The sequence below is a fragment of the Klebsiella sp. Ech2A genome (assembly GCF_030078455.1).
GTDB lineage: Bacteria > Pseudomonadota > Gammaproteobacteria > Enterobacterales > Enterobacteriaceae > Klebsiella > Klebsiella terrigena.
Window position 1 is genome coordinate 1 of sequence record NZ_JAQGFU010000014.1, and the last position, 12,584, is coordinate 12,584.

The 12,584-nt window shown below is 51.1% G+C and carries 19 protein-coding genes and 2 pseudogenes; all 21 read left to right on the forward strand.

Annotated features, from left to right (window positions below; all coding sequences use genetic code 11):
* Positions 1 to 116 precede the first annotated feature (116 nt).
* The 21 genes and pseudogenes from PFH44_RS28010 to PFH44_RS05405 all read left to right on the forward strand — a co-directional run bounded on the left by PFH44_RS28010 (position 117) and on the right by PFH44_RS05405 (position 12,574).
* Positions 117 to 392, forward strand: coding sequence for a TonB family protein (locus PFH44_RS28010; RefSeq protein ID WP_367575698.1), 276 nt, complete (start codon positions 117 to 119; stop codon positions 390 to 392).
* 10 nt (positions 393 to 402) lie between these two features.
* Positions 403 to 516: pseudogene (locus PFH44_RS05305) on the forward strand (DNA polymerase III subunit theta); the annotation flags it as partial.
* A 142-nt stretch (positions 517 to 658) separates the two neighbouring features.
* Positions 659 to 892, forward strand: a complete 234-nt coding sequence (locus PFH44_RS05310; RefSeq protein WP_283824485.1) for a DinI family protein — start codon at positions 659 to 661, stop codon at positions 890 to 892.
* 89 nt (positions 893 to 981) lie between these two features.
* Positions 982 to 1,251: a hypothetical protein gene (locus PFH44_RS05315; RefSeq protein ID WP_283824537.1), complete on the forward strand. Its 270-nt coding sequence runs from the start codon at positions 982 to 984 to the stop codon at positions 1,249 to 1,251.
* Between the two features lie 36 nt (positions 1,252 to 1,287).
* Positions 1,288 to 1,887, forward strand: a complete 600-nt coding sequence (locus PFH44_RS05320) for a DUF1367 family protein (RefSeq protein WP_283824486.1) — start codon at positions 1,288 to 1,290, stop codon at positions 1,885 to 1,887.
* Between the two features lie 5 nt (positions 1,888 to 1,892).
* Positions 1,893 to 2,093, forward strand: a complete 201-nt coding sequence (locus tag PFH44_RS05325) for a hypothetical protein (RefSeq protein ID WP_187362772.1) — start codon at positions 1,893 to 1,895, stop codon at positions 2,091 to 2,093.
* A gap of 2 nt (positions 2,094 to 2,095) precedes the next feature.
* Positions 2,096 to 2,392 (forward strand): DUF1364 domain-containing protein, encoded by a 297-nt coding sequence (locus PFH44_RS05330; protein WP_283824538.1) that lies wholly within the window; start codon positions 2,096 to 2,098, stop codon positions 2,390 to 2,392.
* Positions 2,389 to 2,745 carry a RusA family crossover junction endodeoxyribonuclease gene (locus PFH44_RS05335; protein ID WP_283824487.1) on the forward strand — a complete coding sequence of 119 codons (357 nt, stop codon included), beginning with the start codon at positions 2,389 to 2,391 and terminating at the stop codon, positions 2,743 to 2,745. Before PFH44_RS05330 ends, PFH44_RS05335 begins: the two co-directional genes overlap by 4 nt.
* 115 nt (positions 2,746 to 2,860) lie before the next feature.
* Positions 2,861 to 3,658, forward strand: a complete 798-nt coding sequence (locus PFH44_RS05345; RefSeq protein WP_283824489.1) for an antitermination protein — start codon at positions 2,861 to 2,863, stop codon at positions 3,656 to 3,658.
* 217 nt (positions 3,659 to 3,875) lie between these two features.
* Positions 3,876 to 4,229, forward strand: a complete 354-nt coding sequence (locus tag PFH44_RS05350) for a hypothetical protein (protein WP_283824490.1) — start codon at positions 3,876 to 3,878, stop codon at positions 4,227 to 4,229.
* A gap of 115 nt (positions 4,230 to 4,344) precedes the next feature.
* The gene (locus PFH44_RS05355; RefSeq protein ID WP_171824554.1) at positions 4,345 to 4,581 is read left to right on the forward strand and encodes a hypothetical protein; all 237 of its coding nucleotides are present in this window, start codon (positions 4,345 to 4,347) and stop codon (positions 4,579 to 4,581) included.
* A 159-nt stretch (positions 4,582 to 4,740) separates the two neighbouring features.
* Positions 4,741 to 5,127: a phage holin family protein gene (locus tag PFH44_RS05360; protein WP_004864257.1), complete on the forward strand. Its 387-nt coding sequence runs from the start codon at positions 4,741 to 4,743 to the stop codon at positions 5,125 to 5,127.
* Complete coding sequence (locus tag PFH44_RS05365; protein WP_283824491.1) at positions 5,114 to 5,395, forward strand: phage holin family protein; 282 nt, start codon at positions 5,114 to 5,116, stop codon at positions 5,393 to 5,395. The genes PFH44_RS05360 and PFH44_RS05365 overlap by 14 nt, the downstream gene beginning before the upstream one ends.
* Positions 5,395 to 6,024, forward strand: a complete 630-nt coding sequence (locus tag PFH44_RS05370; RefSeq protein WP_283824492.1) for a glycoside hydrolase family 19 protein — start codon at positions 5,395 to 5,397, stop codon at positions 6,022 to 6,024. The genes PFH44_RS05365 and PFH44_RS05370 overlap by 1 nt, the downstream gene beginning before the upstream one ends.
* 2 nt (positions 6,025 to 6,026) lie before the next feature.
* Positions 6,027 to 6,302 (forward strand): hypothetical protein, encoded by a 276-nt coding sequence (locus tag PFH44_RS05375; RefSeq protein WP_283824493.1) that lies wholly within the window; start codon positions 6,027 to 6,029, stop codon positions 6,300 to 6,302.
* A pseudogene (locus tag PFH44_RS05380) lies at positions 6,253 to 6,446 on the forward strand (hypothetical protein). Before PFH44_RS05375 ends, PFH44_RS05380 begins: the two are co-directional and overlap by 50 nt.
* Before the next feature lie 161 nt (positions 6,447 to 6,607).
* Complete coding sequence (locus PFH44_RS05385; RefSeq protein ID WP_283824494.1) at positions 6,608 to 6,832, forward strand: hypothetical protein; 225 nt, start codon at positions 6,608 to 6,610, stop codon at positions 6,830 to 6,832.
* 954 nt (positions 6,833 to 7,786) lie between these two features.
* Entirely contained in the window at positions 7,787 to 8,767 is a 981-nt protein-coding gene (locus PFH44_RS05390; RefSeq protein WP_283824495.1) for a terminase small subunit, read from the forward strand.
* Positions 8,748 to 10,049, forward strand: a complete 1,302-nt coding sequence (locus tag PFH44_RS05395; RefSeq protein ID WP_283824496.1) for a terminase large subunit domain-containing protein — start codon at positions 8,748 to 8,750, stop codon at positions 10,047 to 10,049. Before PFH44_RS05390 ends, PFH44_RS05395 begins: the two co-directional genes overlap by 20 nt.
* Positions 10,050 to 10,053: 4 nt before the next feature.
* Positions 10,054 to 11,460, forward strand: coding sequence for a DUF4055 domain-containing protein (locus PFH44_RS05400; protein WP_283824497.1), 1,407 nt, complete (start codon positions 10,054 to 10,056; stop codon positions 11,458 to 11,460).
* A gap of 1 nt (position 11,461) precedes the next feature.
* On the forward strand, positions 11,462 to 12,574 hold the full coding sequence (locus tag PFH44_RS05405) for a phage minor head protein (RefSeq protein ID WP_283824498.1): 1,113 nt from the start codon (positions 11,462 to 11,464) through the stop codon (positions 12,572 to 12,574).
* Positions 12,575 to 12,584 lie beyond the last annotated feature (10 nt).

Genomic DNA, 12,584 nt, shown 5'->3' on the forward strand with positions numbered 1-12,584 from the left:
CCCCCCGTGTTGCATGCAAAATGTGCATGAGTGACCTATGGATGCAAGGATAACAACAATTGGTACCGTCGATGAAAAAAATATTACTTCTGGTTTGTACAGTGCTTATATCAAACATGGCATTTGCTGTTGAAAATCCGAAAGAAACAATACCTGTACGAATAAGTTGTCCTTTCCCATTATATCCTGCTTCCGCAAAAGCTCTAGGGATTGGCGGCACTGTAAAATACACTGCCTCAGTAAATGAAAAAGGGGAAGTTATTTCTGTCGAGACAACCGGTGATGAGCTCTTTTTTACAGTAACTAAATCAGCAGTGAGAAAGTGTAAGTTTGAGCCCGGAAAGCCTGGTATTTCTCGGAGTACAATAAACTTTCGACCGTCCAGACCGTAAAAGTCACTTCCTGCGCGAATACTTCATGGAGCGCGTCCGCTACTACCAAGAGCAGAGCGTCCAGCTACCCCGCGCATCCGATCCGCGTTACATCGAGATGGCCGAACAGAACACCAAAAAATAAACCTTGTCAATTCAACCCGCTACGGCGGGTTTTTTTGTACCGCTACTAACATAAAGTTAACAATTTGTGCTCTTAAGATATTGCTCATTTGGCAAGTTAGATATACTGTTTATTTATACAGTATATCGAGGCCGAGGTTACTATGAGAATTGAAATCACAATCGACCGCAAGAAGTCACTGCCTGATGGAGCGGAGCCTGCGCTGGAAGAGGAACTGCTCCGGCGGTTAAGCAAAAAATACGAGAACTGCAAATTATCAGTTCGCCGCGCCGGGACCGATGGGCTGAGTGTTTTGGGTGGCATTGACGGCGACAGAGAAACGATAGAAGAGATCCTGCAGGAAACATGGGAAAGCGCCGATGACTGGTTTTGCTGATTCACTTTTTATGGTGGCGGGCATTTCTCAAAGTATCGCAATCAGCGTTTTCCTTTGCGGCTGCTACCATGCTTTTTAAATGCTTCTGCATGTCGCTCTGGGGGGGTAATGTGAGTAATGGTTTAGAGGTTCCGGATGATCATTCCTGGTATGACGTTGTCAGGAGATCAGACGGAGCTATTCTTTTTAGCTTCCCCTCTGCAGGAAGGCATTTAATTTACAGGGTGAATGGCATGGTTTCTATGCGGCCACTGCTGCCCGACGAAGAAATCTTTACGCTCAATGGATTTATGAGGTTTGCTGAACGCCTTGGCTACCGGATTATCACACCTTCTGATAATATGAAATCAACGGTCTGAACAGCCGTTAACCTACTGCGCCACGGAGTGAAAACCATGGCGCAACAACTGCACTTAATAAAACAGTCCCAAGGTATCCTGATCCCTGCCACGCAGGAGACCAGTGATTTTCTGCAATCAAAATGCAAGCTCGGCGCCGTCCTGGAGGCCGAGTATAAGCTCGTCCGCAATCCGGCCTTTCACCGCCGCTACTTCGCCTTACTCAATCTCGGCTTTGATTACTGGGAACCTACCGGCGGGGCGATCTCGTCCAATGAACGTCGGCTGGTATGCGGTTATGCAAAATTCCTCGCGGCATATGGCGGAAGTGAATCAGCGTTGCTCGATGCCGCTGAGCAATACCTCGACCGCATAGCCGAGAAGCGTGCCGGCAGCATCAGCATCTGCAAATCCTTTGATGCCTATCGGGCATGGGTCATTGTCGAGGCTGGGCACTATGACGCCATACAGCTGCCGGATGGCACGTTAAAAAAACACCCTCGTAGTATCTCCTTCGCCAGTATGGACGAAACCGAATTCCATGAATTGTACAAAGCATCGCTGGATGTTCTCTGGCGGTGGATCCTCTCTCGTTCCTTCAACAGCCAGTTGGAAGTCGAGAACGCCGCAAACCAGCTTTTAAGCTTCGCGGGGTGATCGCCATGAAGAAATCATGGTTCGCCCATACCGAATGCACAACGGCCCAGGCAGACGAGCTGGTGGCCAAATACCGGCAGCGGGGGATCAAGGTTGAACGCAGTTTAAACCCTGACTTCCTTACCTGGACCGTCAGCGCGCAGCTGGTGGAGGACAAGAATCCACCCCGCCCGGATTCCCGCTGGCGTAACCGGATGTGGGAGTGATTATGGCGAACCTTTGTAAAGCGGCGCGTGGACGAGAATGTACTGTCCGGATCCCTGGCCACTGCAATGGCAACCCGGAAACCAGCGTGCTCGCGCATTACCGACTGGCTGGCACCTGCGGCACCGGGTGCAAACCCGATGACACCCAAGCGGCAATAGCCTGCAACGGGTGCCATGACTTGATCGACGGCAGAACCAAAACCACCGATTTCACCTATGACGAATTGCGCCTGATGCACGCGGAGGGGGTAATGCGCACCCTGGAAATCTGGCGGAAAGAGGGATTCATCAAATCATGAAAATCTACGATATCACACCCATTGGCAAACCCAGGATGACCAGAGCTGATAAGTGGAAGCAGCGTCCGGCAGTAATGCGTTACCGGGCATACTGTGATGAAGCGCGTCTGCGCAAAATTCACCTGCCAGAGTCCGGCGCTCACATCACGTTCGTCATGCCTATGCCGCAAAGGTGGAGTCAGAAAAAGAGGGCGCAATACGCCGGACATCCGCATCAGTCAAAGCCCGACTGCGACAATATGCTGAAAGCCCTGATGGATGCCCTCTATGACGATGATTCTCACGTCTGGGATTGTCGCATAACCAAAATATGGGGAGAGAAGGGGCAGATCATTATTGGGGAGTCTCTATGACCCTCGATCACTTCATCCAGTACCAGGCAGAAAGCGTTAAGCACGCCAGCATGCCGCCAGTAGCGAAACATAGCCGCACCAAAACCAATCAGCCACAGAAAGCAGGGGAATCATTGTGAAACTTGAAGCATTACCGAAATTTTTCTCGCCAAAATCGATGATGCCCGGAGCTGTGCCATGTGGGATCACCGCAGAAACGCTAACGATTACTGACGTCATGGCTGCGCTGGGGCTGGCAACATCAAAATCGGCGATAGGCATCGAGCTCTACCTGGCAAAAGCGGGCGTTCTTCATACGGATAACATCCTCGCCTTTATCTATGAGCTTGCCACTCAACGCGCCAGCCGGAACCGCCCGCTGCAGGCCATGCCGGAACAACAGCGAGAAGCATTCCTGCTCATTCTGGCCCAATACGTTTTTCGGGATTACTCGCTTAGCGCCGCAAGCAGGGTGACTTGCAGTAGTTGCGGCGGCGCCGGGTTCATTGACGCGGAGGTATTCACCAACAAAGTGACCTACCCAGATGGCAAGCCACCGAAATGGGTCAAAGTTACGAAGGGGATCTCCCCATCAGACTGGGAGGAAGTTAAAACCATTCGTGAGCAGGTAAGGGTAATCTGCAAAGCTTGCAACGGGAAGGGGAGCATCAAGAACGAATGCCGGTGCCGGGGGCGCGGTGAGATTCTCGATAAGAAAAAATCTGAGCTGCAGGGGCTTCCTGTTTTTAAACAGTGCCCCCGTTGCAGCGGGCGTGGCTATCCCAGATTAAAGGATACCGAGGTATTTAAGGCTCTTGGAGTGACGGAAACCACCTGGCGCAGAAACTTCAAATTGTTCTTCGATCGGCTGGTGGAGTATTGCCACGTTGAAGAATCCTTCGCAGAAAAGATGCTTGAAAGAGTGACGAGGTGATTTTTATAAAGCCTGTTGCAAACGTGGCGGAAATTGGCTAATCTCGTTTCAACGCTGGGTTAATTCGCCCATGACGTTAAAGACATTCAGACCTCGCCTCGGCGGGGTTTTATTTTTTTATTGACAACTAAAGTTAAATGCTATCTACTTTTTCTAGCTTCTCTTGCCACGCCAATTGCTGTGTTAAGAGCCATGATAGAAAAGCAGGTAAGATGTGATGGACAAGCATTTATATGATGTTTTTGCTCCAACGGTAGGATTTCAAAGCTATACCCTACATAAAAAAATCGCTGATGGTGAGCGTGTAACAATCATTGCACAACGCATTGATTTAGAAGAGATTACTCTAGAGAGACGGACGACTCAAAAAGAACCTCTGCGTTTTTGCTCGGTTAAAATTTGTTTATCGGGAAGCGATATCAATTGTGTGGGTGCAACCGAGATTATTGAGGGTGAAGAAGTTAATAAAGATCATTTTCCTGAACTTCTGACGGACTCATCCCTTGGTCAAGGGGTAATCAGATTGCCGATAAGTAAAATCTACAGAATGGGAAATTTAGTCTCATCGTAATGGGTATCAGTGCAGAAAAGTCTAAAGCCTCGCATCTGTGCGGGGCTTTTTGCTGGAACTAGTCCTGAACATGCAATAAAATTCAAGTTACCTTATGGTCGGCGGGTCAATTTGGATGAAAAAAATTATTGTAGGGATTATCGCAGTCGTTGTTGTTTTGTTTCTCTATGGCGTTTACACAGCTAAATCGCAATTGAGTAATGGCGTTTCTTTGTTTCAAGTGGCAGTGACATACCAGTCAATGAATCCTGTTAGCCAATACGGCTATCAATGGGTGATGCGTAACGATTCTGGTATGCTTGGCGCAGTTCAAAAAATGAATGAATCATACGAAAAGTTGAAATCAGAATAACCATACTCAGGAACAATAAAGGTCACCATCTGGTGGCCTTTTTTATTTTCAGGCTCACGGGAATCATCTACGACGTGTTTTGTTGATAAATCCAGCCCGTGAAGTCTGATTCTCTTTCCCCTCAACTTTGAGAGGATCCACAGCAATTGAGGGGGACCGATGTCCGAACCAATAACCGGCACAGGCTTAGCTGGTGGCGCTTTAACGGGGGCGAGTGTTTACGGGCTGTTAACCGGTACTGATTACGGTGTTGTGTTCGGGGCATTTGCTGGTTCAGTGTTTTATATAGCGACCGCTGCCGATTTGAGCGCAACACGGCGTATGGCTTATTTCGTGGTGTCCTATATCGCCGGTGTTCTGTGCGCTGGGCTGGTGGGCTCCAAGCTATCAGCCCTTACCGGGTATAGCGATAAACCGCTGGATGCTATTGGTGCCGTAATCATTTCGGCATTGGCTGTGAAAATACTCACCTTCCTGAACAATCAGGATATTGGCTCGCTGGTGGCGCTAATAACGCGCCGGGGAGGTTCTGGTGGTACTAAATGATCCTACTGCAACCATCAATGCGCTGTTATGCGCTGGCGTCGTGGTTACTTTGATGTTCTATCGCCGCCGAGACTCACGGCATCGGAAGTGGGTCTCTCGGCTGGCCTGGCTGATAACGGTCATATACAGCTCTGTTCCGCTGGCGTATCTGTGCGGCATCTATCCCTACTCCACGTGGCCCACCATCGGGGCCAATATCATGATCCTTGTTGTGCTGCTGAGCGTAAGAGGCAATGTAGCGCGGCTGGTTGATGTACTGAGGTACTAATGAATCAATCACAATTTCAGCAGGCGGCTGGTATCAGCGCCGGGTTAGCTGCGCGCTGGTATCCGCATATCACAGCCGCGATAAAAGAATTCGGCATCACTTCACCGGCTGACGTGGCGATGTTTATTGCTCAGGTTGGCCATGAAAGCGTCGGGTTTAGTCGTTTGATTGAGAGTTTCAACTACAGCGTTACCGGGCTGGCGGGATTTGTGCGCGCCGGGCGATTGACGCAGGACCAGGCCAATTCGCTCGGCCGCCGGCAGGGTGAGCCGTCGTTACCGCTGGCGCGGCAGCGGGCGATCGCCAATCTGGTCTACAACAAAAGGAACGGCAACAAAGGCCCCGGTGATGGTTGGCTTTATCGTGGCCGCGGTCTTATCCAGATCACCGGGCTGAAGAATTACAGGGATTGCGGAACGGGTCTGAAAATCGATCTGGTAGCACAACCTGAACTCCTGACTCAGGACGAAAACGCGGCACATAGTGCAGCCTGGTTCTATGCCACTAAGGGCTGCCTGAAATATTCTGGCGACGTGGTCCGGGTTACCCTGATTATCAACGGTGGGCAGAACGGCATTGATGACCGGCGTGCACGCTTCCTGAAAGCAAAATCGGTACTGGTGGGGTAATCATGGGAATTGAAACTATTGCCGGGCTAGTGGTCGTGCTGCTGGGTTTTATTGCCGGCGCGTTCGGTATCGGTCATGCCCGCGGCACCAGTAAAGCTGAAGCAAAAGCCGAGCAGCAGCGCACCGAAGAAAACGCCGCTGCTACCGTCGCCGCGGCAAAACGCCGTGCTGATGCAACGAAAGGGGCCAGCGATGTACAGCAAACAGTTAGCCATATGCCTGATGACGCTGTTGATCGGGAGCTGCGCGAAAGATTTACCCGCCCCAGTGGTGGTTGATACCGCGTGCAGCTGGTGCGGATCATCTACCTGACCGACCACGACATCGACGTGCTGGACAAGCAGACCAAGCGCGACATTCTGGCGCACGATAAAGCTGTGCTGGCGAATTGCCCGCAACCAACCGAAAAGGCCACAAAATGATTGCAACCCTGGGAACAATTATCGTTTGGACACTCCTTATATTGGGTTGCGCCGTAGGCCTGTTGTGCGCATTTGTCGGCCTGATGTTCCTCATCAACTTTCCTATGCGCTAACCCCACTAAGGGATAATCGAGCCCGCATACCCACCAAAGGATAAAACCATGACTGTACGCGCAAAATTTCAATGCAACAGCATTCAGAAATCACAGGATAATTCTACAGCTGTTGTCCACCTGATTGCGGTAACAACTGGCAGTGCTGAGAACGAAAGTTGGTCGAAGTATACCCCCAGTGGTCAGTTGCAGATGGTCATCTCTAACCCAGCAGCATTCGAACAGTTTGAGCAGGGGAAAGAGTACTTCATCGATATCTCCCCTGCCGAGTAAGCATTACAGGAGCCATTCAACGAGTGGCTTCGATAATGCTCCAAACATCGCACAGAGGTAAACATGTCAGAAGGTAGTGTAAATTCGCGAATGGTTCACGTCACAGTAGTGGCAATGCCGTTATCGACCCATCTGAATGCTGAATGCCACATCCTGAAATCTAGGGCAAAATGACGTGGAGTCACAATCTGAATTTGAACGTTAGCCCGGCGACGGTGCAGGGATAGTGTAACCGTGATAAAACCGATAAGTCAGAACTAAAATGAAATATGTTAGCAATAATCGAGTTACTAGCGAGAGCGGATCGATAGATAGAATTATCAAAGCTATTTTGCAATCAACCGAAGCGCTCCCGCCTTTGATCTCGAGAAGATTAATTGATGGGTATAACCTGAAAATGTGATATGGAGTTTTTAGCCCATAAATTTTTACCTTTTACCTTCATCCCACATAATAAACTCCACCGGGGGAGCATCGTAAAGAACAATTAGGTTCAGCAGGTCCTTGGGGACTCCAACAATAACAAGTATTTGGATTTACATGGACGTACCAATCCTCACCTTGGTGATAAATTGTTCCATTTTGTACAGCATTAGGTGAATGCCTTACGGTCACCGTTATTGGATAATTACGGTTTGAAATGAATCTGCATGTAGTCATGATTGATGTGTCAATTTCTGAACTCTGGTCACTAAAATCAATGGGGCCAGGATCATCGCAACCATCAAAGTTTTTATCTGAGGTATTTGATTCTGTCATATTTAAACCTCGTTAATTTTGGAATAATTCACACCGAAAACTCACTTCGGCATGAAAATTATAATCGTAAAAAATAATAGTATTGGGTTATAACGAAATATTATTAACATGTTGTTTTAACCAGTGTTTGATTTATAAACTTAACTGTAGATAACGACATTCTTTTATTGAGTAATTCTTTGAAAGGTTAAATCCATGGCAAAACCGGACTGGGGCGACCTTCAGCAACGGTTCCTGTCCGATCATGCCGCAACCGGCGTATCACCGAAGGATTGGTGTGAAGCGCAGGGACTGAACTACGCTACCGCCCGTCGATACATCAAAAAGCCTTCTGCGCAAAAACCTGCGCAGAAGAAATTGCGCACTGCGCAAAAGGAAAAGTGCGCAGAAGAACTGGTGGATAGCAAACTTGGCCCAAAGGTAAAACGCTTCATTGCTGAATACCTCAAGGACCAGAACGCCACGGCAGCCGCTGAACGCGCTGGCTATAGCGACCCAAACTATGGTCGTCAGCTCCTAACGAATCCTAACGTTGCGCAGGCCATTGCGCAGCAGCAGAAAGCGTCCATTGTGCGCACGCTCGGCAGCGCTGATGAAGTGCTTGAGCAGATGTGGAAGCTCGCCACCTTCGATGCCAATCAGCTATCACAGTATCGCCGCGGGAGTTGCCGTTACTGCTGGGGCTTCGGTCACCAGTATCAATGGCGTGACGTCGTGGAGTTCGATGAGGCTGGCGAAGAAGCCAAAGCGAAGAAAAGGGGCGCACCGCGCGATGTTGGCGGCTATGGTTACGACCACACAAGAGCGCCTAATCCTGAATGCCCTCGTTGCAATGGCGACGGCATCGGCCAGCCGTTCTTCGCTGACACCCGCAAGCTGGCGCCGGATGCTGCGCTTGCTTACTCCGGCGTGAAGCTCAGTAAAAATGGCGTAGAGATAACCGCCATTAGCCGCGAGCGTATGTATGAAGCGGTGATGAAGCGCCTCGGCCTGGCTGACAGTGAATTTGCTCAGCGTCTGCAGCAGATTGAAATTGAGCGCCGGCAGCTGGAGGTCGAAAAACTACGCAAGGAACTCGCAGCTGACCCTGAAGATGACGAACCAACGCCAGTAGCAATCAATATCAATGTCGTGGATGCGAGAGTGGAGGGAGACGATGATATCGCCGACGCTTAACATCCCTCAGGCCCGCTTCCTCGCAATGAAGCACAAATTTAAAGCCTATGTAGCCGGGTTTGGTTCCGGTAAGACGTGGGTCGGCTGCGGCGGTATCTGCAAGGGGATGTGGGAACACCCTAAAATCAACCAGGGCTACTTTGCACCAACTTATCCGCAGATCCGCGACATCTTTTATCCCACGGTTGAAGAGGTGGCCCACGACTGGGGGCTGAATGTCAAAATCAACGAGGGCAATAAAGAGGTCCATTTTTACGCCGGGAAGCGGTTCCGCGGGACGACTATCTGCCGTTCTATGGAGAAACCGCAAACCATCGTGGGTTTTAAAATCGGTAACGCGCTGATTGATGAACTGGACGTGATGCCAGCCAAAAAGGCGCAGTTAGCCTGGCGGAAAATCATTGCCCGTATGCGTTACAACGTTCCCGGTCTGCGAAACGGAATAGACGTCACCACGACTCCTGAAGGGTTTAAGTTCGTCTATCAGCAGTTCAAAAAAGCGGTGCGCGATAAACCTTCGCTCTCAACGCTGTACGGCCTGGTGCAGGCCTCGACGTTCGACAACGAAAAGAACCTGCCGGCGGACTACATCCCGTCCCTGATGGAGTCTTATACACCGGAGCTGATTAAAGCGTACCTGCGCGGCCAGTTTACCAACCTGACTAGTGGGACGATTTACCACCAGTTCGACCGCAAGCTGAATAACTGCAAAGAAGAAGAGCAGCCGGGTGAGCCGCTTTATATCGGCATGGATTTTAACGTCGGAAAAATGGCCGGCATTGTTCACGTTCTCCGCCTGGGACTTCCCTGCGCAGTAAATGAAATCGTGAAGGCCTACGACACACCGGACATGATCCGCATTATCAAAGAGCGGTTCTGGCTCTATGACGGCAATGACTATCGGAAGGTAAGGGAAATTTACATCTATCCTGATGCCTCCGGCGATTCTCGAAAATCCAGTAATGCCAGCGCCACGGACATTGCCCAGCTCAAACAGGCGGGTTTTAACGTGGTCGTGAATGCGTCGAATCCTCCCGTTAAAGACCGTGTTAACTCCATGAATGCCATGTTCTGCAACGGTAACGGAGAGAGACGTTACAAAGTTAACGTGCAGCGCTGCCCGGTTTACACCGAATCGCTCGAACAGCAGGTATGGGGCGAGAACGGGGAGCCGGATAAATCCGCCGATAACGATCACCCCAACGATGCCGGCGGATATTTCATCGTGAAACAGTTCCCGATCATTAAACCGACAGGCAAATCAACACCACTTCGGATGTGAAACCATGCCAGATATTTCAACACCCAATCTCGATTACAACGACATGATAGAGGCGTGGGATATCAACGATGCTCTGATGGGCGGTACGCTTGAAATGCGGCGCCAGGGGGCGACGTATCTCCCCAAGTGGCCTAACGAGGAGCCCGACAGCTATAAAGAGCGTATAGCAACAGCAACGCTTCTCCCGGCCTATGAAGAAGCCATCAAACAGAATATTGGGCGGGTATTTGCTGAGCCGACGGTTCTGAGTGAAGACACGCCTGAAAAAATACAGGAGTTGGCGCCAGATATTGATATGGAAGGAAACCGGATCGATGTCTGGGCACAGCAATTTTTCAGTATCGGATTCCAGTATGGTCTGGTGCATGCGCTGGTGGATTTCCCGAAGGTTGACCCGGAGGCGGTAAAAACAAAGGCCGACGAAAAAGCAGCAGGCTCCCGCCCATACGCCACGATGCTCAATCCCCGCCAGGTTATCGGCTGGAAGTCGAAAGTGGAAAAAGGGAAGGTGGTACTGACCGACCTGCGCATTAAAGAGGTGATCATCGTCGATGGTGACGATTACGGGCAGACAAAGATAGAGCAAATCCGCCATATCATGCCTCGCAAGGTTGAGATATATCGCCGCAACAAAGGTGATAACGGCGAAAGCCAGTGGATGATTCACGAAGAGTGGGCAACCAGCCGTGATGATATTCCCCTTGTGACGCTCTATACGAAACGCACCGGGTTTATGCGCGGCTCACCGCCGCTGCTCAATCTGGCACTGCTAAATATCAAGCACTGGCAAAGCCAGAGCGAGCAGGACAACATCCTGCATGTTGCGCGTGTACCCCTGCTGGTGGCTTACGGTCTGGCCGATAACGAAACGCTAACGATCGGATCTTCCACTGCGACTCGTTTCGAAGACCGCCAGCGGCAGGGCCTGGAGTATATCGAGCATACCGGTTCAGCCATAAACTCCGGGAAAATCTCGCTGGAAGATCTGGAAAACCAAATGCGGCAGGCGGGCGCGAAGCTGCTGCGCGCCGAAAACACCTCAACCAAATCTGATGACCAGACGCATGAAGAGCATATGCAGGAGAATTCACCTCTTTATACGATGGCGAGCTCACTTGAGGATGCACTCGATAATATCCTGCAGATCATGGCGGAATGGCTCGGTGAAAAAGAGGGTGGTAATGTGGATGTGCGTACCGAGCTGGATGTTTCGGCGCAGACATTCGACTCTGCGGCCGCAACGGCGGTTCAGTCACTTCGACAGGGCGGTGATATTCGTCAGATTGATGCTGTTCGCGTGCTTCAGGCGCTGAAATTCATCGACCCGGACGCGAAGCCGGAAGAGGTGATCGACGAACTGAGGAATCAGCAGGTGACGCTGGCCGACGGCCTGAATAATCCAGGTGGTTGAGATGGCGACGGCGAATGAGAAACTCAGTGACGAAAGCCTGGCTCACGCAATTTGGGGGAGCCAGTACAGCACCGGCGTTGCGAACAGGATGATAAAAATCCTGAATGACAGCGACGCAGAACTGACGGCCCGGCTGCTGGTGGCGATGGATACCCTCGATGCGGAAAGTTTCACAGTGTCGCGGCTGGAAGCTTTGCTGGTCAGCGTCAGGGCGCTAAATCGTGATGTGGTGCAGTCCATGAGCGCAAGCCTAGCCGGCGAGCTGCAGGAGCTGGCGCATCACGAAGCAGGATTTCAGCTAAGCCTCTTCCAGTTTGCGATCCCCGATGATGTGCTGGCGCTTCATCCGCTGGTGGGCATCTCCCCGGATGCCGTTTATGCCGCGGCGATGGCCCGGCCTTTTCAGGGACGGTTACTGAGCGAATGGGCCAACAGCCTTGAAGCCGACCGTATGACGCGCATCACCAATACCGTGCGGCAGGGTTTCCTGCTGGGCGATACAACGGAACAGATTGCCCGTAAGGTTCGCGGCCACGCTAACCGGGGCTACCAGGACGGCGCGCTGCAAATGAGCCGGTCAAACGCCGGTAGTATTGCCAAAACAGCCGTAGGACACCTTGCGCAGACAGCGCGCCAGAGTTTTGCGACGGCGAACGACGACATTCTGAAGGGTAAGCAGTGGTTATCCACTTTGGATAACCGGACATCAAAAGATTGCCGAATTCGTGACCGCCTCAAGTACACCCTGGATAACAAGCCGATCGGGCACAAGATCCCCTACCTGCAGGGGCCGGGGAAAATTCACTTTTGCTGTCGCAGCGTCGAAACCTACATCCTTAAATCGGCAGACGAGCTCGGTATTGCCGTAGGCCAAATATCGGATAGCTCCCGCGCAAGCATGGATGGTCAGGTGCCAACGGATACCGATTATCAGGGCTGGTTCTCGCGGCAATCATTCACACGGCAATCCCAGATTGTCGGCGTGACGCGCGCCAGGCTAATTCGTGATGGTGGCATGACTCCTGATGAGTTCTACAACGACAGGGGCGAATGGCTGACGCTGGACCAGCTACGGGAACATGACGAAAAGGCATTCAGTAACGCCAGGCTTTAATTTTCCATAA

Excerpts from the sequence above, each read along its gene's own strand:
- PFH44_RS28010 (WP_367575698.1), top strand. The coding sequence starts at position 117 with ATGGCATTTGCTGTTGAAAATCCGAAAGAAACAATACCTGTACGAATA.
- PFH44_RS05310 (WP_283824485.1), top strand. The coding sequence starts at position 659 with ATGAGAATTGAAATCACAATCGACCGCAAGAAGTCACTGCCTGATGGA.
- PFH44_RS05315 (WP_283824537.1), top strand. The coding sequence starts at position 982 with ATGTCGCTCTGGGGGGGTAATGTGAGTAATGGTTTAGAGGTTCCGGAT.
- PFH44_RS05320 (WP_283824486.1), top strand. The coding sequence starts at position 1,288 with ATGGCGCAACAACTGCACTTAATAAAACAGTCCCAAGGTATCCTGATC.
- PFH44_RS05325 (WP_187362772.1), top strand. The coding sequence starts at position 1,893 with ATGAAGAAATCATGGTTCGCCCATACCGAATGCACAACGGCCCAGGCA.
- PFH44_RS05330 (WP_283824538.1), top strand. The coding sequence starts at position 2,096 with ATGGCGAACCTTTGTAAAGCGGCGCGTGGACGAGAATGTACTGTCCGG.
- PFH44_RS05335 (WP_283824487.1), top strand. The coding sequence starts at position 2,389 with ATGAAAATCTACGATATCACACCCATTGGCAAACCCAGGATGACCAGA.
- PFH44_RS05350 (WP_283824490.1), top strand. The coding sequence starts at position 3,876 with ATGGACAAGCATTTATATGATGTTTTTGCTCCAACGGTAGGATTTCAA.
- PFH44_RS05355 (WP_171824554.1), top strand. The coding sequence starts at position 4,345 with ATGAAAAAAATTATTGTAGGGATTATCGCAGTCGTTGTTGTTTTGTTT.
- PFH44_RS05360 (WP_004864257.1), top strand. The coding sequence starts at position 4,741 with ATGTCCGAACCAATAACCGGCACAGGCTTAGCTGGTGGCGCTTTAACG.
- PFH44_RS05370 (WP_283824492.1), top strand. The coding sequence starts at position 5,395 with ATGAATCAATCACAATTTCAGCAGGCGGCTGGTATCAGCGCCGGGTTA.
- PFH44_RS05375 (WP_283824493.1), top strand. The coding sequence starts at position 6,027 with ATGGGAATTGAAACTATTGCCGGGCTAGTGGTCGTGCTGCTGGGTTTT.
- PFH44_RS05385 (WP_283824494.1), top strand. The coding sequence starts at position 6,608 with ATGACTGTACGCGCAAAATTTCAATGCAACAGCATTCAGAAATCACAG.
- PFH44_RS05390 (WP_283824495.1), top strand. The coding sequence starts at position 7,787 with ATGGCAAAACCGGACTGGGGCGACCTTCAGCAACGGTTCCTGTCCGAT.
- PFH44_RS05395 (WP_283824496.1), top strand. The coding sequence starts at position 8,748 with ATGATATCGCCGACGCTTAACATCCCTCAGGCCCGCTTCCTCGCAATG.
- PFH44_RS05400 (WP_283824497.1), top strand. The coding sequence starts at position 10,054 with ATGCCAGATATTTCAACACCCAATCTCGATTACAACGACATGATAGAG.
- PFH44_RS05405 (WP_283824498.1), top strand. The coding sequence starts at position 11,462 with ATGGCGACGGCGAATGAGAAACTCAGTGACGAAAGCCTGGCTCACGCA.